Origin of the sequence: Rhizobacter sp. LjRoot28 (assembly GCF_964253025.1) — a bacterium.
GTDB lineage: Bacteria > Pseudomonadota > Gammaproteobacteria > Burkholderiales > Burkholderiaceae_C > Rhizobacter.
Genome location: NZ_CAXUQC020000001.1, coordinates 1,582,470 through 1,602,980, shown reverse-complemented (window position 1 = coordinate 1,602,980; position 20,511 = coordinate 1,582,470). Strand labels below are relative to the sequence as shown.

16 protein-coding genes are annotated in these 20,511 nt (G+C 68.3%); 3 read left to right on the top strand and 13 right to left on the bottom strand.

The features are described 5' to 3' along the window. Positions 1 to 54: 54 nt before the first annotated feature. From ndk to ACSQ2F_RS07555, 4 genes are all read right to left on the bottom strand, one after another. Entirely contained in the window at positions 55 to 480 is a 426-nt protein-coding gene (gene ndk, locus ACSQ2F_RS07570; RefSeq protein WP_436021355.1) for a nucleoside-diphosphate kinase, read from the bottom strand. 121 nt (positions 481 to 601) lie between these two features. Further along, positions 602 to 2,722, bottom strand: a complete 2,121-nt coding sequence (locus ACSQ2F_RS07565) for a pseudouridine synthase (protein ID WP_436021353.1) — start codon at positions 2,720 to 2,722, stop codon at positions 602 to 604. Continuing rightward, positions 2,719 to 3,759, bottom strand: coding sequence for an SMC-Scp complex subunit ScpB (gene scpB, locus ACSQ2F_RS07560; protein ID WP_436021351.1), 1,041 nt, complete (start codon positions 3,757 to 3,759; stop codon positions 2,719 to 2,721). The genes ACSQ2F_RS07565 and scpB overlap by 4 nt, the downstream gene beginning before the upstream one ends. Before the next feature lie 532 nt (positions 3,760 to 4,291). After that, positions 4,292 to 5,311, bottom strand: a complete 1,020-nt coding sequence (locus ACSQ2F_RS07555) for an RluA family pseudouridine synthase (protein WP_436021349.1) — start codon at positions 5,309 to 5,311, stop codon at positions 4,292 to 4,294. 54 nt (positions 5,312 to 5,365) lie between these two features. On the opposite strand from ACSQ2F_RS07555, the gene ACSQ2F_RS07550 reads away from it, so the two are divergent. Continuing rightward, entirely contained in the window at positions 5,366 to 6,172 is an 807-nt protein-coding gene (locus tag ACSQ2F_RS07550; RefSeq protein ID WP_436021347.1) for an outer membrane protein assembly factor BamD, read from the top strand. 31 nt (positions 6,173 to 6,203) lie between these two features. On the opposite strand, the gene ACSQ2F_RS07545 is transcribed toward ACSQ2F_RS07550, so the two are convergent. Both ACSQ2F_RS07545 and ACSQ2F_RS07540 read right to left on the bottom strand, forming a co-directional pair. Continuing rightward, complete coding sequence (locus ACSQ2F_RS07545; RefSeq protein ID WP_436021345.1) at positions 6,204 to 8,183, bottom strand: ATP-dependent DNA helicase; 1,980 nt, start codon at positions 8,181 to 8,183, stop codon at positions 6,204 to 6,206. Further along, positions 8,180 to 8,383 (bottom strand): YdcH family protein, encoded by a 204-nt coding sequence (locus ACSQ2F_RS07540; protein WP_436021343.1) that lies wholly within the window; start codon positions 8,381 to 8,383, stop codon positions 8,180 to 8,182. The genes ACSQ2F_RS07545 and ACSQ2F_RS07540 overlap by 4 nt, the downstream gene beginning before the upstream one ends. A gap of 50 nt (positions 8,384 to 8,433) precedes the next feature. On the opposite strand from ACSQ2F_RS07540, the gene ACSQ2F_RS07535 reads away from it, so the two are divergent. Next, the gene (locus ACSQ2F_RS07535) at positions 8,434 to 9,198 is read left to right on the top strand and encodes a PP2C family protein-serine/threonine phosphatase (RefSeq protein ID WP_436021341.1); all 765 of its coding nucleotides are present in this window, start codon (positions 8,434 to 8,436) and stop codon (positions 9,196 to 9,198) included. A gap of 96 nt (positions 9,199 to 9,294) precedes the next feature. Here the strand turns inward: ACSQ2F_RS07535 and zapE are convergent, their stop codons facing one another. The 4 genes from zapE to ACSQ2F_RS07515 all read right to left on the bottom strand — a co-directional run bounded on the left by zapE (position 9,295) and on the right by ACSQ2F_RS07515 (position 16,079). Then, the gene (gene zapE / locus ACSQ2F_RS07530; protein WP_436021339.1) at positions 9,295 to 10,392 is read right to left on the bottom strand and encodes a cell division protein ZapE; all 1,098 of its coding nucleotides are present in this window, start codon (positions 10,390 to 10,392) and stop codon (positions 9,295 to 9,297) included. A gap of 10 nt (positions 10,393 to 10,402) precedes the next feature. Then, complete coding sequence (gene lpdA / locus ACSQ2F_RS07525) at positions 10,403 to 11,830, bottom strand: dihydrolipoyl dehydrogenase (protein ID WP_436021337.1); 1,428 nt, start codon at positions 11,828 to 11,830, stop codon at positions 10,403 to 10,405. 8 nt (positions 11,831 to 11,838) lie between these two features. After that, positions 11,839 to 13,125, bottom strand: a complete 1,287-nt coding sequence (gene odhB, locus ACSQ2F_RS07520) for a 2-oxoglutarate dehydrogenase complex dihydrolipoyllysine-residue succinyltransferase (protein WP_436021335.1) — start codon at positions 13,123 to 13,125, stop codon at positions 11,839 to 11,841. Positions 13,126 to 13,220: 95 nt separating this feature from the next. Next, complete coding sequence (locus tag ACSQ2F_RS07515) at positions 13,221 to 16,079, bottom strand: 2-oxoglutarate dehydrogenase E1 component (protein ID WP_436021333.1); 2,859 nt, start codon at positions 16,077 to 16,079, stop codon at positions 13,221 to 13,223. 225 nt (positions 16,080 to 16,304) lie between these two features. Here ACSQ2F_RS07515 and ACSQ2F_RS07510 point away from each other — a divergent pair, with 225 nt between their 5' ends. After that, a complete protein-coding gene (locus ACSQ2F_RS07510) occupies positions 16,305 to 16,625 on the top strand; it encodes a hypothetical protein (RefSeq protein WP_436021331.1) in 321 nt (106 codons plus the stop codon). 74 nt (positions 16,626 to 16,699) lie between these two features. Here the strand turns inward: ACSQ2F_RS07510 and ACSQ2F_RS07505 are convergent, their stop codons facing one another. The 3 genes from ACSQ2F_RS07505 to ACSQ2F_RS07495 all read right to left on the bottom strand — a co-directional run bounded on the left by ACSQ2F_RS07505 (position 16,700) and on the right by ACSQ2F_RS07495 (position 20,485). Continuing rightward, on the bottom strand, positions 16,700 to 17,656 hold the full coding sequence (locus ACSQ2F_RS07505) for an NAD(P)H-dependent flavin oxidoreductase (RefSeq protein WP_436021329.1): 957 nt from the start codon (positions 17,654 to 17,656) through the stop codon (positions 16,700 to 16,702). Positions 17,657 to 17,682: 26 nt separating this feature from the next. Next, positions 17,683 to 19,476, bottom strand: a complete 1,794-nt coding sequence (locus ACSQ2F_RS07500) for an acyl-CoA dehydrogenase (RefSeq protein ID WP_436021327.1) — start codon at positions 19,474 to 19,476, stop codon at positions 17,683 to 17,685. Between the two features lie 76 nt (positions 19,477 to 19,552). Further along, positions 19,553 to 20,485 (bottom strand): electron transfer flavoprotein subunit alpha/FixB family protein, encoded by a 933-nt coding sequence (locus tag ACSQ2F_RS07495; protein WP_436021325.1) that lies wholly within the window; start codon positions 20,483 to 20,485, stop codon positions 19,553 to 19,555. Between the last annotated feature and the right edge of the window lie 26 nt (positions 20,486 to 20,511).

The following is a 20,511-nucleotide window of genomic DNA, read 5'->3' as shown; positions in this document are numbered from 1 at the left end:
GGCTTTGACGATGGCGTTGTGGCGACGCCAGAGCCCGGCGCGAGGCCAGCCGCTTCAGCGGCTGTAGACGTTGGCGCCGGGGAAGAAGAAGGCGACTTCGGCGGCCGCCGTTTCGGGCGCATCCGAACCGTGGACGGCGTTGGCGTCGATGCTGTCGGCGAAGTCGCCGCGGATCGTGCCCTTCTCGGCCTTCTTCGGGTCGGTGGCGCCCATCAGGTCACGGTTCTTCAGGATCGCGCCTTCGCCTTCGAGGGCGGAGATCACGACCGGGCCGGAGATCATGAAGTCGACCAGGTCCTTGAAGAAGGGACGGGCCTTGTGCACGGCGTAGAACGCCTCGGCTTCGTTGCGCGACAGGTGGGCCATGCGGCAAGCCACGATCTTCAGGCCTGCGCCCTCGAAGCGCGACAGGATCTGGCCGACCACGTTCTTCGCAACGGCGTCGGGTTTGATGATGGAAAGGGTACGTTCGATCGCCATGATTTTTTCTCCTGAATCAAGCACTTGGCAAAGCCTTGGATTCTAACGCTTGAACCCGGGTTCCCAGGGAGTGGGAGCCCGGTGCATTTTTCAATTCTCGTGTGACGGCAGACCCTGTCGGTCAGCGGCCGCGTCGGCCGCCCCCGCCCCCGCCCCCGCCCCCACCGCCACCGCCGAAGCCGCCGCCACCACCGCGGTTGCCGCCGCCACCACCACCGCCGAAGCCACCACCGCCGCCCCGGTTGCCGCCGCGGCCGCCGCCCTTGCCGCCGCGACCGTGGAACGCATCTGCGCCGAGGTAGCCCATGGACGTCTGCAGCGGATCCGGCTCACGCGGACCGCCCTTCTTCTGTGGCGTGCGGGGCGGCGCACTGCCGCCCGCGCCGAAGCCGCCACCGCCGCGGCCGAAGCCTGCGCCGCCCGCCGGGCCGCGCGGCTTCTGCACGAAGCGCTTGTCGAAGGTCTGCTCGAGCGGGTTCGGGATCTTGCTCGGATCGAAGTCGAGGTCCTCGTCGCGGTCGAAGTCGTCCGCAGTGCGTTCCCGGGCCTGCGCCGGCACCGCTTGTTGCTGAGGTGCATTGCCCCGGTTGCCGCTTCGGCCACCGCGGTCATTGCGCTGCTCGTTGCGGCCTGCGTTGGCGTTGGCATTGCCACGGCCGCCCAGGCGATCGTTGCGGTTCTGGTTGCCGCCCCGCTCGCCACGGTCGCCACGCTCGTTGCCGCGTTGCGCCTCGCCGCCCCGTTGGCCATCGTTGCCCCGGGCCTCGCGGCGTTGACCGTCCTGGCCGCCCGCCAGCCGACGGATCGTCTTGACGTCGTCATCGCTCAGGTCGACCCAGACGCCACGCTTGAGCCCGCGCGGCAGTACCACGGTGCCGTAGCGGATGCGGATCAGGCGGCTGACGGTCAGCCCGACGGTATCGAACAGCTTGCGGACTTCGCGATTGCGGCCTTCGGTGATGACGACGCGGTACCAGTGGTTGGCACCTTCACCGCCGCCATCCTCGATGGACTTGAAGCTCGCCGTCTGGCCTTCGACGGGAACGCCTTCCAGCAGCTTCGCCTTGGCGTGCGGCTCGAGGGTGCCCAGCACGCGCACCGCGTATTCGCGTTCGACGCCGAAGCGCGGGTGCATCAGCTGGTTGGCCAGCTCGCCGGAATTGGTGAAGAGCAGCAGGCCTTCGGTGTTCAGGTCGAGGCGACCGACCGACTGCCACTTGCCCTGCTGCAGTCGCGGCAGGCGACGGAACACGGTGGGACGGTGCTCCGGATCATCGTGCGTCACGACCTCGCCCACCGGCTTGTGATACGCGATGATCCGCGGCGGCGGCGGCACGATTCGCACGCGCACCGGCTTGCCTTTCACCTGGATGCGGTCGCCGAAGGAGATGCGCTGGCCGATGTGGGCCGGCTCGCCATTGACGGTGATCTGGCCGTCGAGGATCAGCTCCTCCATGTCGCGGCGGGAACCGATGCCCGCCTGGGCAAGCACCTTGTGCAACTTGGGCGCGTCGGCATCGGGTTGCAGCACCCGCTTCGGGGCGCCAGGCGCCTCTGCCTCGGCTTCGGCCTGCGCTTCGGCGCCGGCGGCGGCCTCGCCCTCGGCCTCGGATGCCAGCTCGGAAGCCGCGTCGGCCACCGCCTCCGCAGGCTCGGGCGACTCGACGTCGAAGTCACCGGAAATCACCTGGGCGAACACGGCGCCGGCTTCTGCGGCAGCGGGGGCCACGAGGCTCTCGACGTCGGGGCGCGGCGCCTCGCCATCACGGGCCTCGCCGCGCGCGCGGTCCTTGCGGCCTCGCCGGCGGTTGCGGCCGCTGCGGGTGCCTTCGCCGCCCTCGCTCTCGCCCTCGGCTTGGGCGCCCTGCTCGGCACCCGCTTCGCCAGCATCGCCAACGTCGGCCGATGCGGCCCGCGCCGGCTCCGCGGCCGGCGCGCCGGCGTTCGACTCGGCCGCAGCGGAGTCGACCGACGCCTCACCACCCGCCTCGGCTTCCGCCTTGGCCTTCGGAGATGCACGACGTTTGCGGGCCGGCTTGGCCGCGCCTTCCGGCTCGGCTGCCCCCTCCGCGGCGGCCGGCGCCTCGGCGGAGGCGTCGGCGGCCTCGCTCACCGCGACAGCGTCGGCGGACGCCACAGCCGCCTTGGTGGTGCGGCGCTTGCGCGCCGGCTTCGCCTCGGAGGCGGGCGCCTCGGTGGAGGCATCCGGCGCAGTCGCCGTGGAGTCTTCGGGTTGGGTCATTTTTCGGGGTCCATCGGGGCGGCGTCTGCCGCAGGCTCGGAGAAGGAGGAAGACGTCGCCGCAGGGTCGCGCCGTTCGTCGGGGGAAGACAGGCCGGCGGCCTCGGGCGTCTCGCCGTCGGAGGCCGCCTCGGGCGGCTCCGTCGACGGGACAGGAAGGGAAGCGTCAGTCAGCTGCGGTTGCACAGCGGCTTCGGCAGCGGCTTGGGGCGGATCATCCGCAAGCGGCAGGTCATGGGGCAGCGGCGGTTCTCGCTCGGGCGTTGCCGAGGGGAACCCTGCCGTCGGTTGAATGGGGGCGGCTGCGGCATCCGCCGAGACATTGTCGCCGGGCGGAGGCAGCGAGGGCGCCGGGGAATCGGACGCGGGCGCGGCGCTGTCGGGATCATCGGCTTCGATGGCCGCCGAGGCATCGGCTGCCGGGTTGTCAGCCGATGCGCCGGCTGCGTCGACGGGCGCTGGCGCCGGCTCGTTCTCGAGCAGCGAGGCCTGCTCGGCCTCGGCAAGTGCGGCCACGGCGCCGAAGGACGCGGCGTCGAGGGCCGGCAGTTGCTCCAGGCTCGACAGGCCCAGGTCATCGAGGAACTGCCGGGTCGTGGCATAGAGGGCCGGGCGGCCGGGCGCTTCCCGGTAGCCGATGGTCTCGATCCAGCCGCGGTCCTCGAGCTGCTTGATGATCTGCGAACTCACCGTGACGCCGCGGATGTCTTCGATGTCTCCCCGCGTGACAGGTTGGCGGTAGGCCATGATGGCCAGCGTCTCCATCACGGCCCGGGAGTATTTGGGCGGCTTCTCCGGGTTGAGGCGGTCCAGGTAGTCACGCATCTCGGGCCGGCTCTGGAAACGCCAGCCCGTCGACAACGCCACCAGCTCCACGCCGCGATCTTCCCAGTCCCGCGTGAGCTCGTCGAGCAGCATGCGCAGGGTGTCGGGGCCGAGTTCGTCGGCGAACAGCGTGCGCATGTCCCGCAGGGGCAAGGGCTGCTGCGCGCAGATGAGCGCGGTCTCAAGGACGCGCTTTGCATCCTGTGTGTTCATGGGCGTTCGTGCAAGTTCTCGGCCGGGGATGCCGGCAGGCTGGGTCGGGGGCGGTTTCTTTCAAACCTGCGGTCTCTGCGACGGGGCTCGGACTCCGGAGCCTGGGGTGGACGACAGTGCCAAAGTGCTGACGGGCGAACGTGGCGCGTGATGTGGTCTTGGGGCGAAGGGCTGAACAGCAATGCAGGCGGCAACCGCTGCGGCAGATCGGCGGCATCGCCGCAGACCGGCTCGACTGCCTGGCTCGCTTGCCCGGCCCCACCTTCGTGATACCTGCCAGACGCCTTGGCGGCGCGTTGCTCGCGCGGCCGAGGCGGACCAGGCAGCGGCCCACGCCCCACTCCCACCACCGTGCCCGGATTCCATCCATGTCGGCACGATCGCTTTCCCGGGCTTGACGCTGGTCACACCGACGACTTCGGGTGCCGCCAGGGAAAGGTGATGGCTGCATTGTATAGGCAATGTGCCGCACGGGTTCGCCGCGTGCATCCGGGCTTGCCCCAGCGGTCGGGCGTCGCCGACGGGCGGGCGATCACGCCGCGGGATCACCCTCTTCCATGATCCGGTTCCAGGCGGGCGCCAGGTCGGCCGGTGGCGGCGCATCGAACCACATCCATTCGCCACTCACCGGATGCGCAAGCCCCAGGCGAACCGCATGAAGCGCCTGGCGTGCCAGACCGAGCGCGGGACGGCCGCCGTACAACGCGTCCGACACCAGGGGATGGCCCCGCAATGCCATGTGGACGCGGATCTGATGGGTGCGACCGGTGTGCAGCTTGCAGCGCACCGCCGTGAGCGCCGGGACACCGTCAGGGGCGAGGATGGACAGTGGCGTGACGTCGGTTCGCGCGGGCTTGCCCTGCGACAGCACGGCCATCTTGACCCGCGACTGCGGATCGCGCGCCAGCGGGGCGTCCACCGTGAAGGTCTCGCCGTGCAGGCTGCCGTTGACGATGGCGATGTACTCGCGGTGGACCTCGCGTGCGGCGATGGCGCGGACGAGCGATGTGACAGCCTGCAGCGACTTGCCCACCACCATCAGGCCCGAGGTGTCCTTGTCGAGACGATGCACGATGCCGGCGCGGGGCAGCGAGGCCGATGCCGGGTGGCGGTGGAGCACGGCATTGAGCAGCGTGCCGGACCAGTTCCCGGCCGCCGGGTGCACGACCATGCCGGGCGGCTTGTCGACCACCATGAGGTGCTCGTCCTCGAACACGACCGCGAGTTCGATGGGCTCCGGCCGGAACGCGCGGCTCTCGGGCGTGGGCACGATGTCCACCACCAGTTCCTGACCGGCCTGAACCTTGCGCGACGGCGTGTCGGCCACGCGGCCGCCGAGCTGCACGTGGCCTTGCTCGATCAGGCTCTGCAGGTAGTTGCGCGAGAACTCCGGTGCCATGGCGACCACGGCCTTGTCGAGCCGCCCGCCGTGGAACTCGCGGCCGAGCAAGGTGGAGCGACGCTCCGGGGCATCGCCGACCGGCGTTTCGACGACGTCGTCGTCGACCTCGGAGAGCCCGTTGTCCGCGGGGGTTTGCACAGGGTGAACCATATAATCGTTGCTCTTCTCTATTGACGGACCGCGCCACTGGCGCCACCCATGCCGATGACCCGGAACTCCCCGACCCGCCGACCCAGCCGCCCTTGGCACGCCGCAGCAGCTGCGCTGGCCGCCTCGATGCTGGTGGCCTGCGGCTCGACCCCGACGGACGAAACCGCCGGCATGAGCATCGAGAAGCTGCAGTCGGAGGCCCGTGACGAAGTCGAGGCCGGCTCGTTCGAGCGGGCCATCAAGCTGTACGAACGGCTGGAAGGCCGCGCCTCGGGCACCATGCTCGGGCAGCAGGCCGAACTCGAACGCGCCTACCTGCTTTACCGCACCGGTGAAAAGGCACAGGCGCTGGCCGTGATCGAGCGCTTCATGAAGCTGCACCCGACCAGCCCGGCGTTCGACTACGCACTGTACCTGCAGGGCATCGTCAACTTCAACGACAACCTCGGCATTTTCGGCCGACTGTCGCGCCAGGACCTCTCCGAACGAGACCAGCAGGCGTCGCGTGATTCGTACCAGTCGTTCAAGCAGCTGGTCGAGCAGTTCCCGCAATCGAAGTATGCCGACGACGCGGTGGTGCGCATGCGCTACATCGTGAACGCGCTGGCCGCCTACGAATTGCATGTGGCGCGCTACTACTTCCGCCGGGCCGCCTACGTGGCCGCGGCGAACCGGGCCCAGCAGGCGATCCAGGAATTCCAGACCTCGCCCTCCACCGAGGAGGCCTTGTCGGTGATGGCCCAGAGCTACGATCGCCTGGGCCTGGTTCAGCTGCGCGACGATGCCGTGCGGGTGCTGCGCCAGAACTTCCCCTCGAGCCGCTACCTGGCCCAGATCCCGACCGACGCCAAGACGCCCTGAGCAACGCGACGCCCCTCGCCGGGGCCGCCGTTCAGAACGGCAGCGCCTCGGCCGAGAGGGTCGAAAGCCACGCCAGCGCCTCGGCCTCGGTCATGACGCGCGTCATCGGCGGCAGCGCCTCGCGCAGGCGCCGGCCGTAGTTCATGCCTGCCATGCGCGGGTCGCACACCACCAGCAGGCCCCGGTCCGTTTCGCTGCGGATGAGCCGGCCGGCTCCCTGCTTGAGCGACACGGCCGCCTCTGCGACGAAGTAGTCCGAGAACGGGTTGCGGCCCTCGCTCTCCAGGCGCTTCACCCGCGCTTCCACCAGCGGATCGTTGGGTGGCGGAAACGGCAGCTTGTCGATCAGCACGCACTGCAGGGCTTCCCCGGGCACGTCGATGCCTTCCCAGAAGCTCTGTGAGCCGACCAGCACCGACCGCGGCTGCGACAGGAACTGCTGGAGCAACTGGCGCTTGGGCGCCGTGCCCTGCAACAGCACCTGGATGGGATCCCCCTCGGCCTCGAATGCGTCACGCAACCGTTCCCCAATGGCGTTCAGCGCGCGCAAGGTCGTGGTGAGCACGAAGGTGCGCCCGCCCAGGGCCCGCGCGCAGCGCGCCGCCAGCGTGGCCACGGCGGCCTGGTGACCCGAATCGCTGGGCTTTGGAAAGCCGGCAGGGATGTAGAGCCGCGCATGGGCGGGATAGTCGAACGGGCTGCCGACGCGCAAGGTGTCGGCGTCCTCGAGACCGGCGGATTCGGTGAACCAGCTCAGGCGGTCGTCGTCGCCCAGGGTGGCGGACGTGAAGATCCAGGCCTTGTCGCTCATCCCCATCTGTTCGCGCAGTGCCTCGCGGACGTCGAGGGGCGACTCCACGAGCCGCGCCTGATGCGGGGTGACGTCGATCCATCGCACCCGGCCTGGCGTGGCCGGCGCGGCGAACATCTCGCACTGGTGCAGGAAGTGGGTCGCCCGCTCGGCGAGCTTCGGAAAATCAGCGGCGGTCTCCGCCACGCGGTCGATCCCGTGGCGAGCGGCCGTGCACGCTTCGCCCACGGCATTGAGCGCGGCCAGGAAGTCGGCGTTGGTGGAGCGTTCGTCCCAGCGCAGCTTGACGGTGCCGCGCAGGTCGCGCAGGTGGCCGGCCGCGGCCAGGCGCAGGTCGCGCGCGGCATGGTCACAGGCGCCGGCGAGTTCCTGCCAGGGCACGAGCCCGCGGGCATGCTGCAGGCCGGCCGCGAGCAGATCGCGTGCGAAGTCGATGACCTGGGCCGTGCCCAGCGTGCTGCCGAGGAACTGGACGCCGGCCTCGGACAGCTGATGGGCCTCGTCGAAGACCGCCACCTCGACGCTCGGCAGCAACTCGGCCACGCCGCTGTCGCGCAGGGCCATGTCGGCGAAGAACAGGTGATGGTTCACCACCACCACGTCGGCCGCCATGGCTTCCCGCCGCGCCTTCATCACATGGCACTGGCGGTAGTCGGCGCATTCGCTGCCGAGGCAGTTCTCGCGCGAGGAGGTGACGAGGGGAATGACGCTGGAGCGCTCGTCGAGCCCCTCGAGCTCCGCAAGATCACCCGTCTTCGTGGACTGGGACCACATCTCCACCTTGGCGAGCGTGCGCACGGCGAAGCGGTCCGGCAGCTGCGCCGACTCGCGCGCCTGGCGCATGCGATGCAGACACAGATAGCTGCCCCTGCCCTTCAGCAGCGCCAGTTGCGTGGGCAGCTTGAGGGACTCGCACAGCCGCGGCAGGTCACGCAGGAAGAGCTGGTCCTGCAGGCTCTTCGTGGCCGTGCTCACCAGGGCGCGCTTGCCCGACAGCAGCGTGGGCACGAGATAGGCGAAGGTCTTGCCGACGCCCGTGCCCGCCTCGGCCACGAGCGCACGTTGCTCGTCGATGGCCAGCGAAACCTCGTCGGCCATGCGCTGCTGCACCTCGCGTTCGGTGTAGCGCTCATCGGCCTCGGACAGGGGCCCGCCCGCGGCGAATGCCTGGGCCACGGCCTCGCGCAACGGACTGCTCATGCGGGTTCGGGGGGCTCGAGTTCGGCGTGCAGCCGCGCGATTTCGTCGCGCAGGCCGAGGCGGCGCTTCTTGAGGCGGCGCAGGGACAGGTCGTCGAGCGGCGTCGACCCGGCGGCCTCGTCGATGAGGCTGTCGAGTTCGGCGTGTTCGATCCGGAGTTCGATCAGGCGCCGCTCGGGGGAGTGGAGGTTGTCATCCATCACGGCGGCAGTGTGTTTGCATCAATGCAAAGCGATTATAGTTTTCGACCATGAGCACCTCCCCTGGATATCGCCTGTCCGCCGCCACCGGCATTCACCGTGGCGACCGCGCCTACCAGCAGGACCAGGTTGAAATCCTCGCCCACCACCGGGTGCCGGGCTGCGCCCTGGCGGTACTGGCCGATGGCATGGGCGGCAAGAGCGGCGGCCGCAAGGCGGCCGACCAGGTGATCCTCACCGCGCGCCAGCTCTTCGAACGTCACGGCGCCCTCCAGGACGACCCGGCCGAGCTGCTCAAGCAGCTGGTGCTCGAGGCGCACCTGATGATCAAGCTCACGGCCATCACCGCCGAAGAAGAGCCGCACAGCACCGTGACGGCCTTCCTGATCAGCCCGTCACGCCAGTGCGACATCATCCATGCGGGCGACTCCCGGGTGTACCACTTTCGCGGCCCCGACCTCGTTCGCCGCACCATCGACCATTCGTTCGTGCAGCGGCTGGTCGACGAAGGGCAGATCGCCGAGGAAGAGGCGAACAACCACCCGCAGTCCAACCTGCTCACGGGCTGCCTGGGCACGTTCCAGGACCCGCCGCTGACCTTGCACCACATCGACCGCCTGGAAATCGGCGATTCGCTGTTGGCCTGCAGCGACGGTCTCTGGCATTACTTCACGCCCAAGGAACTGGGCGCCATCGTGCATACCCTCCCCCCGCGCGAGGCGAGCGAGATGCTGGTGAGCAAGGCGCGCCAGCGTGCGCGCGGTGCGGGCGACAACCTCTCGCTCGCATTGGTGCGCCTCGAACCACTGAACTGACGGCTCCGGTTGCGCCACGCGACGCCGCGCAGCGCGGCGTACCGTGGTGCGTCACCTACCGCAGGCCATGGCGCAGCGGCCTGGCCGCCGCCAGGTTCAGGTGAGCGAGGTGTCGACGTCCCGACGGGCCAGCGCAAGGAACTCGGCCGACTGCATCTCGTTGAGACGAGACACCGTGCGGGGGAACTCGTGCGACAGGGGGCCCTCGGTGTAGAGCTCCTCGGGTGGCACGGCGGCCGACATGATCAGCTTCACGCGCCGGTCGTACAACACGTCGACCAGCCAGGTGAATCGGCGCGCCTCCGAGGCATAACGGGGCGGCATGTGGGGCACGTCCGACAGCAGCACCGTATGGAACTGCGTGGCGATCTCGAGGTAGTCGTTCTGTGAGCGGGGACCGCCACAGAGCGTCTTGAAGTCGAACCACACGACGCCGCCGGCCTTGCGGCGCGCCTGCAGCTCGCGGTGCTCGATGTGCAGCACCGGCTCTTCGTCCCGCGCCTCGGCCAGGCGCTCGAAGGCCTGCGTCATCGCGGCATCGGCGGCCTCGTCCAGCGGCGTGTGGTACAGCTCCACCTGCTCCAGCGAGCGCTGCCGATAGTCGGTGCCGTTGTCCACGCTCAGCACCTCCATCTTCGCCTTCAGCAGCTCGATGGCGGGCAGGATGCGGTCCCGGTGCAGGCCGTTCGGATAGAGATCGTCGGGCTTGAAGTTCGACGTGGTGACGATGCTCACCCGGTGCTCGAAGAGCGACTCGAGCAGGCGATGCAGGATCATCGCGTCCGTGACGTCGGCCACGTGGAACTCGTCGAAGCAGATGAGGCGGTAGCGGCGCGAGATGCGCCGCCCCAGCTCGTGCAGCGGGTTGACCGTGCCCTTCAGCTCCGACAGCTCGCGGTGCACCTCGCGCATGAACTCATGGAAGTGCAGCCGCGTCTTGCGGGTGAGCGGGACGGCGTTGAAGAAGCAATCCATCAGGAAGCTCTTCCCCCGCCCCACGCCGCCATACATGTACACGCCCCGTGGGATGGGCGGGTGGCGCAACATCTTGGTCAGCGCATTGCTGCGCCGGGCCTTGTAGTCGAGCCACTCGTTCTCGCAACGCTCCAGCGCGTCGACCGCGCGCAGCTGCGCGGGGTCGGCGGTGAAACCGTGCTCGGCCAGCGTTTGCGCGTAGAGCTCGCGAACTCCCACGGGCCGGCCGTCAGAAGTTGAGCGTGCGCTTGTCGACCGCCAGCGCTGCTTCCTTCGTGGCCTCGCTGAGCGAGGGGTGCGCGTGGCAGATGCGAGCGATGTCCTCGGCCGAAGCCTTGAACTCCATCGCCACCACCGCTTCGGCGATCAGCTCCGATGCGTAGGGTCCGACGATGTGCACACCGAGGATCTCGTCCGTCTTGGCGTCAGCCAGCATCTTCACCATGCCGGTGGTGTCACCCAGCGCCCGTGCCCGACCGTTGGCCATGAACGGGAAGCTGCCGGCCTTGTAGGCCCGGCCGGAGGCCTTGAGCTGCTGCTCGGTCTGGCCCACCCACGCGATCTCGGGCGAGGTGTAGATCACCCACGGGATGGTGTTGAAGTTCACATGCCCGTGCTGGCCGGCAATGCGCTCGGCCACAGCCACGCCCTCTTCCTCGGCCTTGTGGGCGAGCATCGGGCCGCGCACCACGTCGCCCACCGCCCAGACGTTGGGCAGGTTGGTCTTGCACTCGTCGTCCACGGCGATGGCGCCGCGCTCGTCAAGCTTCAGGCCCACCGCGTCGGCGTTCAGGCCGTTGGTGTTCGGCACGCGGCCGATGGAGACGATCAGGCGGTCTACCGCCAGCGTCTGGGCTTCGCCCTTGGCATTCGCGTAGGCAACGGTCACGCCGCCCTTGCCTGCCTTGACCTCGCCGATCTTGACACCGAGTTCGATGTTCAGACCCTGCTTCTTGAGCGCCTTCTGCGCTTCCTTGGCAATGGTCTCGTCGACCGCGCCCAGGAAGGTGGGCAGCGCCTCGAGCACCGTGACCTCGGCACCCAGGCGACGCCACACCGAGCCCATTTCCAGGCCGATCACGCCCGAGCCGATCACCCCGAGTTTCTTCGGCACCGACGGGATGCGCAGCGCGCCGTCGTTGGAGAGGATCAGATCCTCGTCGAAGGGTGCACCGGGCAGCGCACGGGCGTTGGAGCCGGTGGCGATGATCACGTGCTTGGCGGTCAGCGACTCCTCGGCCGCGCCGGTCACCTTGATCTCGTAGCCGGCGTCACCGCCCTTCACGAAGGAGCCGCGGCCGTGGAAGAACGCGACCTTGTTCTTCTTGAAGAGGAACAGGATGCCGTCGTTGTTCTGCTTCACGACGGTGTCCTTGCGGCCGATCATCTTGGCCACGTCCATCGTCAGGTTGGACAGCCCGATGCCGTGGTCGGCAAAGTGATGGCCGGCCTGCTCGAAGTGCTCGCTGGACTGCAGCAGGGCCTTCGAGGGGATGCACCCCACGTTCGTGCAAGTGCCGCCGGGGGCCGGGCCGCCCTTCTCGTTCTTCCAGTCGTCGATGCAGGCGGTGTTGAAGCCCAGCTGGGCCGCGCGGATGGCCGCGATGTAGCCACCGGGGCCGCCGCCGATGACGACCACGTCGAATTGCTTGCTCATGGTGATCCTCAGATGTCGAACAGCAGGCGGGCCGGGTCTTCCAGCGCTTCCTTCATGGCCACCAGGCCCAGCACGGCTTCACGGCCGTCGATGATGCGGTGGTCGTAGCTCATGGCGAGGTAGTTCATCGGACGCACGACGACCTGGCCGTTCTCGACCACGGCACGGTCCTTGGTCGCGTGAACGCCGAGGATGGCCGACTGCGGCGGGTTGATGATCGGGGTCGAGAGCATCGAGCCGAAGGTGCCCCCGTTGGAGATCGAGAAGGTGCCGCCGGTCAGTTCCTCGAGGGACAGCTTGCCGTCACGGGCCTTGGCGCCGAACTCGGCGATCGTCTTCTCGATGTCGGCGAACGACATCTGGTCGACGTTGCGCAGCACCGGCACGACGAGGCCGCGCGGCGAGCCGACGGCGATGCCGATGTCGAAGTAGCCGTGATAGACGATGTCGTTGCCATCGACCGAGGCGTTGATGATCGGGTACTTCTTGAGCGCGGCGACAGCGGCCTTGACGAAGAAGCTCATGAAGCCGAGCTTCACGCCGTGCTCCTTCTCGAACTTCTCCTGGAACTTCTTGCGCATCTCCATCACGGGCGCCATGTTCACTTCGTTGAACGTGGTCAGGATGGCGTTGGTGGCTTGCGACTGCAGCAGGCGCTCGGCGATGCGGGCGCGCAGGCGGCTCATCGGCACGCGCTGCTCGGGACGCTCGCCCAGTTGCTTGGCGGTGGGCGCGGCGACGGCAGGCAGCGGCTTGGCCACGGCCGGTGCGACCGGCACGCTGACGGCCTTGGCGGCGGGCGCTGCGGCGGCGGCCGGCTTGGCGCCACCCTCGAGGGCGCCGAGCACGTCGCCCTTGGTGACGCGGCCGTCCTTGCCGGTGCCGGCCACGCTGGAGGCCGACAGGTTGTTCTCGGCCAGCAGCTTGGCCGCAGCAGGCATGGCGACATCGCCCTTGCCGCCGACGGCCGGAGCGGGCGCGGCAGCAGCTGCCGACGGCTGGAGGGCGCTCTCGGGCAGCGGCTTGATTTCCAGCGGGCTGACCATTTCCTTGGCTTCGGTGTCGATGCGGGCGATGAGCTCCTCGCTCACGCAGCTTTCACCATCATTCTTCACCAACTGCATCATCACGCCGGCCGCGGGCGCCGGCACTTCCAGCACGACCTTGTCGGTCTCGATCTCGACGAGGATCTCGTCCTGGGCGACGGCTTCGCCCGGCTTCTTCTTCCACTGCAGCAGGGTGGCTTCGGCCACGGATTCGGACAGCTGCGGGACCTTGACTTCTACGATTGCCATGTTGTTCTTCCAGAGAATGGGGGGTGCGAAGTGAACCGGTGCGGACGGTGACGGCGGCCTTCTGAGCCGCCGCCCCGCTCACGCGACGGTGTGCATCACTTCGTGAGGACGAAGCCCTTGAGCTTGCCGAACGCCTGGTCGAGCAGCGATTTCTGCTGCTCCTGGTGCAGGTGGGCGTAGCCCACTGCCGGCGATGCCGAGGCCGGACGGCCGGCATAGCCGAGCTTCTGGCCTTCCACGAGGTTCTCGTGGATGTAGTGCTGCACGAAGAACCAGGCACCCTGGTTCTGCGGTTCGTCCTGCGCCCAGATCACTTCGGTGACGTTCGGGAAACGCTTCATCTCGGCGGCGAACGCCTTGTGCGGGAACGGGTAGAGCTGTTCCACGCGAACGATCACCGTGTCCCACGCCTTCTTCTCGTCGCGACGCTTGATCAGGTCGTAGGCGACCTTGCCCGAGCAGGCGATGACGCGCTTGACCTTGTCGGGCTCGATCTCGGAGCGGCCCGGGCCGATGACGGTGCGGAACTCACCCTTCGTGAAGTCGGACAGCGGCGAGCCGGCGTCCTTGGCACGCAGCAGCGACTTCGGCGACATCACGATCAGCGGCTTGCGGAACATGCGCACCATCTGGCGACGCAGCACATGGAAGATCTGGCTGGCCGTGGTCGGCTGCACGATCTGCATGTTGTTGTCGGCGGCCAACTGCATGAAGCGCTCGAGGCGGGCGGAGGAGTGCTCCGGGCCCTGGCCTTCGTAGCCGTGCGGCAGCAGCATGGTCAGGCCGTTCGCACGACCCCACTTCACCTCGCCGGAGGCGATGAACTGATCGATCACGACCTGGGCGCCGTTGGCGAAGTCGCCGAACTGCGCTTCCCAGATCACAAGGGTGTTCGGGTCAGCGCTCGCGTAGCCGTATTCGAAGCCGAGCACGGCCTCCTCCGACAGCAGCGAGTCGATGACGACGAACGGGGCCTGGTTCTCGGCGATGTGCTGGAGCGGCGTCCAGGTGCCTTCGTCCCACTTCTCGCGGTTCTGGTCGTGCAGCACCGAATGGCGGTGGGTGAAGGTTCCGCGACCGCAGTCTTCACCCGACAGGCGCACGGGGTAGCCGCTCGCCACGAGCGATGCGTAGGCGAGGGACTCGGCCATGCCCCAGTCGACGTTGATCTCGCCGCGGCCCATCGCGGCGCGGTCGGCGAGGACCTTTTCCACGAGCGGGTGCGCCTTGAACTTCGGAGGCAGCGCGGTGATCCGTTCGGCCAGGCGCGTGACCTCGGACAAGGGCAGTGCGGTGTCGGCCGAGTCGGTCCACTTCTTGTTGAGGAAGGGGGACCAGTCGACGGCGTACTTGCTCTTGTAGTTGGTCAGGACCGGGTCGACGGTGTGCTTGCCGGCATCCATCGCGGCACGGAAGGCCTTGACGAGTTCGTCCGGGCCCTCGGCCGCCAGCGTGCCGTTGGCCACCAGCTTGTCGCCGTACAGCTTGCGCGTGCCGGGGTGCTGGCCGATCTTCTTGTACATCAGCGGCTGCGTGAGCGCCGGGGTGTCCTGCTCGTTGTGGCCGAGCTTGCGGAAGCAGACGATGTCGAGGACGACGTCCTTGTTGAACTCCTGGCGGTAGTCGAGCGCCAGGCGGGTGCACAGCACCACGGCTTCGGGGTCGTCGCCGTTCACGTGCAGCACCGGAGCCTCGATCATCTTGACGACGTCGGTGCAGTACAGCGTGGAGCGCGTGTCGCGCGGGTCGCTGGTGGTGAAGCCGATCTGGTTGTTGATGACGATGTGGACCGTGCCGCCGGTGTAGTAGCCGCGCGTCTGCGCCAGCGCCAGCGTTTCCATCACGACGCCCTGCCCTGCGAAGGCGGCATCGCCGTGCACGAGCACCGGCAACACGGTGTCGCCTTCCTGGTCGCCACGGCGGTCCAGGCGGGCCTTCACCGAGCCCTCGACGACCGGGTTCACGATCTCGAGGTGGGACGGGTTGAACGCGAGGCTGAGGTGCACCGGGCCGCCGCGGGTTGACACGTCGCTCGAGAAGCCCTGGTGGTACTTCACGTCGCCGGACGGCAGGTTCTCGGGCGCGGTGTGCTCGAACTCGGAGAACAGGTCCTTCGGGGACTTGCCCAGGGTGTTCACCAGCACGTTCAGGCGGCCGCGGTGGGCCATGCCGATGATGATCTCCTGCACCCCCACTTCACCGGCGCGCTGCACCACTTCGTCGAGCGAGGCGATGAAGCTTTCGCCACCTTCGAGCGAGAAGCGCTTCTGGCCGACGAACTTGGTGTGGAGGTAGCGCTCGAGGCCTTCGGCAGCGGTCAGCCGCTCGAGGATCTTGACGCGCTCTTCAGCGGAGAAGCTCGGCTTGGAGCGGATGGATTCCAGCCGCTGCTGCCACCAGCGCTTCTCGGCTGGATCGGTGATGTGCATGTACTCGGCACCGACGGAGCCGCAGTAGGTTTCGCGCAGCGCCTGCACGATCTCGCGGAGCGTCATCTGCTCGGCGGTCGTGAAGTAGGTGTTCGTGGCGCTGAACGAGATGTCCATGTCCGCCTCGCTCAGGTCGTAGAACGCCGGCTCGAGTTCGGGGATCTTGGGACGCTCCTGGCGCTTGAGCGGGTCGAGGTCGGCCCAGCGCGAACCGAGGAACCGGTAGGCAGCGATCAGGGACTGGACATGGACCTGCTTGCGCGCGACGGCGAGGTCGGCGTTGCTGGCCTTGTTGCCGAAGGCATTGGCCTTGGCGCGTTGAGCGAACGACTCGACGATGGGCGCATGGGCCACGTCGCGGGCCTCGGTGCCATCAGCCGCAGGAACGTTCTGGAGGGCGTCGAAGTACGCACGCCAGTTGTCAGGCACGGAGCCCGGGTTGTCGAGGTAGGCCTCGTACATCTCTTCGACGTACGGCGCGTTACCCCCGAACAGGTACGAGTTCGACCTGTATTCCTGCATCATTTCGCTCACCTTTCACACCGGTTTCCGGTGTTGTAGTGGGTTGATAAACCTTCCGCGACACGGCTGCACCGGTTGGCGGATTGCGACCCGCCTTGACTGTTACCAGCAAGGGGACGGGAAGGACCTGTAGAGTCTGAGGGCGCTACTGTAGCACCGAAGCTTCTACGGGGTTCCCACAGCGCTGTTCGCTCGTTCACGATAACAACACCCGTGGAAAATCGGCGGATGCGCGTGATCGAGATCCATCCGGACGCCCCGGCCAAGCCACCGGCGGGCGCCCCTTGCAACGGGTGCGGCGTGTGCTGCCTGGCCGAGCCGTGCCCGGCGGGGATGGTGGTGAGCGGACGCCGCCACGGCGCCTGCTCGGCGCTCCAATGGGACCCATCCGAGGGCCAGTACCGGTGCGGACTGGTCAGTGCACCCGAGCGGTTCGTGCGCCCGGCGTGGTTGGCGCGACGCTTCGTCTCGCCCCTCGCCCGCCGCTGGATCGCGGCAGGCCGGGGTTGCGACTGCGACCTGGAGCCGCAGCCGCCCGGCGCGCGCTGAGCGGCACCGGTTCATTTCGGCCGGCCGGCAGCGCTGGGCGCGCCGTCAGGCCCGGCCAAGGCGCCTGGGGCGTGTCAGCCGAGCGCCAGACGCTGGCGCGCCGCCTGGTACTCCGCCGCCAGCCGCGCCACGACCTCCCGGGCCGGCAGCACCTGCTTGATGTGCCCGATGCCCTGGCCACAACCCCAGATGTCCTTCCAGGCCTTCTTGGACTCGCCGCCCGAGAAGTTCATCTTGCTGGCGTCGCTGACGGCCAGGTTCTCGGGGTCGAGACCCGCGTTGACGATGGAGCCGCGCAGGTAGTTGCCATGCACGCCGGTGAAGAGGTTGCTGTAGACGATGTCGTCGCTGTTGCTCTCGACGATCATCTGCTTGTACGCATCCACGGCCCGCGCCTCGTCGGTGGCGATGAAGGCCGAACCGATGTAGGCGAAGTCGGCACCCATGGCCTGGGCGGCCAGCACCGCGCCGCCGCTGGCGATGGAACCGCTCAGGGCCACCGGGCCGTCGAACCACTCACGGATTTCCTGGATGAGGGCGAACGGGCTCTTCACGCCCGCATGACCGCCGGCACCCGCTGCCACGGCGATGAGACCGTCCGCGCCCTTCTCGATCGCCTTCTTCGCGAAGGTGTTGTTGATGATGTCGTGCAGCACCACGCCACCCCAGGCGTGCACCGCGTCGTTGACGTCCGCCCGGGCGCCGAGCGAGGTGATGATGATGGGCACCTTGTACTTCGCGCACAGCGCCAGGTCGTGCTCGAGTCGGTCGTTGCTCTTGTGCACGATCTGGTTGATCGCGAACGGCGCGGCGGGCCGATCGGGGTTGGCCCGGTTGTGGGCGGCCAGCGTCTCGGTGATCTCGGCCAGCCACTCCTCGAGCACTTCCGCCGGGCGGGCGTTGAGCGCCGGCATCGAGCCGACCACGCCGGCCTTGCACTGCTCGATGACGAGCTTGGGGTTGCTGATGATGAACAGCGGCGAGCCGATGATGGGCAGCGGCAGGTTCTGCAGGATGGGTGGCAAGGACACGAGCGTCTCTCCAGGCAGCGGGCGGATCAGAAGGAATCGAGGGCCAGCGCCGTCACGCTGTCGGCACCCTCGAGGATGGCGGTGCGCAGGCTGCTCGTGCGGCTCAGGATGTGCTCGGCATAGAAGCGCGCCGTGGCGACCTTGGCTTCGAGGAAGGCACGATCGCCCTCGCCCGCTGCCAGCTGTTTCTCCGCCACGAGCAGGGCGCGGCCGAGCTGCCAGCCGGACACGGCGTTGCCGGCCAGCATGAGGTACGGGACGGAGCCGGCGAACACGGCGTTGGGCTTGGCCTTGGCGTTGGCCACCACGAAATCGACCACTTCCACGAAGGCGGTGCGGGCGGCCGTCAATGCCTTGGCCATGGCGCGTGCCGCAGGCGAGTCGCTCCGGGCGAGCTCGGCCTCGGTCGCTTCGATCTGGGCGGCGATGCCCCGGGCCGTGGCACCACCGTCGCGAGCCGTCTTGCGGCCGACCAGGTCGTTGGCCTGGATGGCGGTCGTGCCTTCGTAGATGGTGAGGATCTTGGCGTCGCGGTAGTACTGCGCCGCCCCGGTCTCCTCGATGAAGCCCATGCCGCCGTGCACCTGCACGCCGAGGTTGGTGACCTCGAGGCTCATCTCGGTGCTGTAGCCCTTGACCAGCGGCACCATGAATTCATAGAAGGCCTGGTTCGTCTTGCGGGTGGCGGCATCCGGGTGGGCGTGCTGGGCGTCGTACGCCGCGGCCGCCGTGAGGGCCATGGCGCGGCAGCCTTCGGTGAGCGAGCGCATCGTCATCAGCATGCGGCGCACGTCCGGGTGGTGGATGATGGGCGCGCTGCCGGGCATCGAACCGTCGACAGGGCGCGACTGCACGCGGTCGCGGGCGTACTGCACCGCCTTCTGGTAGGCACGCTCGGCCACCGCGATGCCCTGCATGCCGACGGCGTAGCGGGCGGCATTCATCATGATGAACATGTACTCGAGGCCGCGGTTTTCCTCGCCGATCAGCTCGCCGATCGCGCCGCCGTGGTCACCGAACTGCAGCACCGCCGTGGGGCTGGCCTTGATGCCCATCTTGTGTTCGATGCTCACGCAGTGGGCGTCGTTGCGCTCGCCGGGATTGCCGTTGGCGTCCAGCCGGAACTTGGGCACGAGGAAGAGGCTGATGCCCTTCACGCCCTCGGGTGCGCCCGTCACGCGCGCCAGCACGAGGTGCAGGATGTTCGACGCCATGTCGTGCTCGCCGAACGTGATGAAGATCTTCGTGCCGAAGAGCTTGTAGGTGCCGTCACCCTGCGGCTCGGCGCGCGTGCGCACCAACGCCAGGTCGGAGCCGGCCTGCGGCTCGGTGAGGTTCATGGTGCCGGTCCACTCGCCGGAGATCATCTTCGGGAGGTACTTGGCCTTCTGCTCGTCGGAGCCGGCGGTGAGCAGCGCCTCGATGGCGCCATCCGTCAGCAGCGGGCACAGGGCGAAGCTCATGTTGGCGCTGTTGAGCATCTCGATGCACGCGGCGCCGATCGTCTTCGGCAGGCCCTGGCCACCGAAGTCCTGGGGGTGCTGCAGGCCCTGCCAGCCGCCTTCACCGAACTGGCGGAACGCCTCCTTGAAGCCCGGCGTCGTCGTGACCTTGCCGTCCTTCCAGGAGGACGGGTTCTTGTCGCCCTCGATGTTCAGCGGCGCGAGCACGCCTTCGTTGAACTTCGCGCATTCCTCGAGCACGGCCTGCGCCGTCTCGGGGCCGGCTTCCTCGAAGCCCGGCAACTGGGCAACGGCCTCCAGACCGGCGAGTTCCTGCATGCAGAACAGCATGTCCTTGACGGGGGCGACGTAGCTCATGGCAACTCCTGGAATCGTGATTCAGACAAGAAAAAGCCCGTCGGCCATCGGCGAACGGGCTGGGAGCGAACAGGCCTTACAGGGCCTTGACCAGTTCGGGCACGGCGGTGAAGAGATCCGCCTCGAGACCGTAGTCGGCCACGCTGAAGATGGGCGCTTCCGGGTCCTTGTTGATCGCCACGATCACCTTGGAGTCCTTCATGCCGGCCAGGTGCTGGATGGCGCCCGAGATGCCCGCGGCGATGTACAGCTGCGGCGCCACGATCTTGCCCGTCTGGCCGACCTGCCAGTCGTTGGGCGCATAGCCGGCGTCCACCGCGGCGCGGCTCGCGCCGAGGGCTGCGCCCAGCTTGTCGGCCAGCGGCGTAAGCACTTCGTTGAACTTGTCGCTGCTGCCGAGCGCCCGGCCGCCCGAGACGATGATCTTGGCGCCCGTCAGTTCAGGCCGGTCGTTCCGGGCGATCTCCGAGCCGACGAAGGTGGAGCTGCCGTTGTCGGCCGTGGCCGCTGCGCTCTCGACCGCGGCGCTGCCGCCGGTGGCCGCTGCCGCGTCGAAGCCGGTCGTGCGCACGGTGATCACCTTCACCTTGTCGGTCGACTGCACGGTGGCGATCGCGTTGCCGGCGTAGATCGGGCGCTCGAAGGTGTCGGGGCTCACCACCTTGGTGATGTCGCTCACCTGGCCGACGTCGAGCAGTGCGGCCACGCGCGGCGCCACGTTCTTGCCGCTGGCCGTGGCCGGGAAGACGATGTGGCTGTAGTTGGCGGCGATGGCCAGCACCTGGGCGGCCACGTTCTCGGCGAGGCCGTGCTCGAGGCCGGGAGCGTCGGCGTGGATCACCTTGCTCACGCCGGCGATCTGGGCGGCGGCCTTGGCGGCTTCAGCCGCGTTGCTGCCCGCGACCAGCACGTGCACGTCGCCGCCCAGTTGGCTGGCGGCCGTCACGGTGTTCAGCGTGGCGCCCTTGATGGAGGTGTTGTCGTGTTCTGCAATGACGAGAGAGGACATGTCGTGTTCCTGTTCGTGCTTCTGTT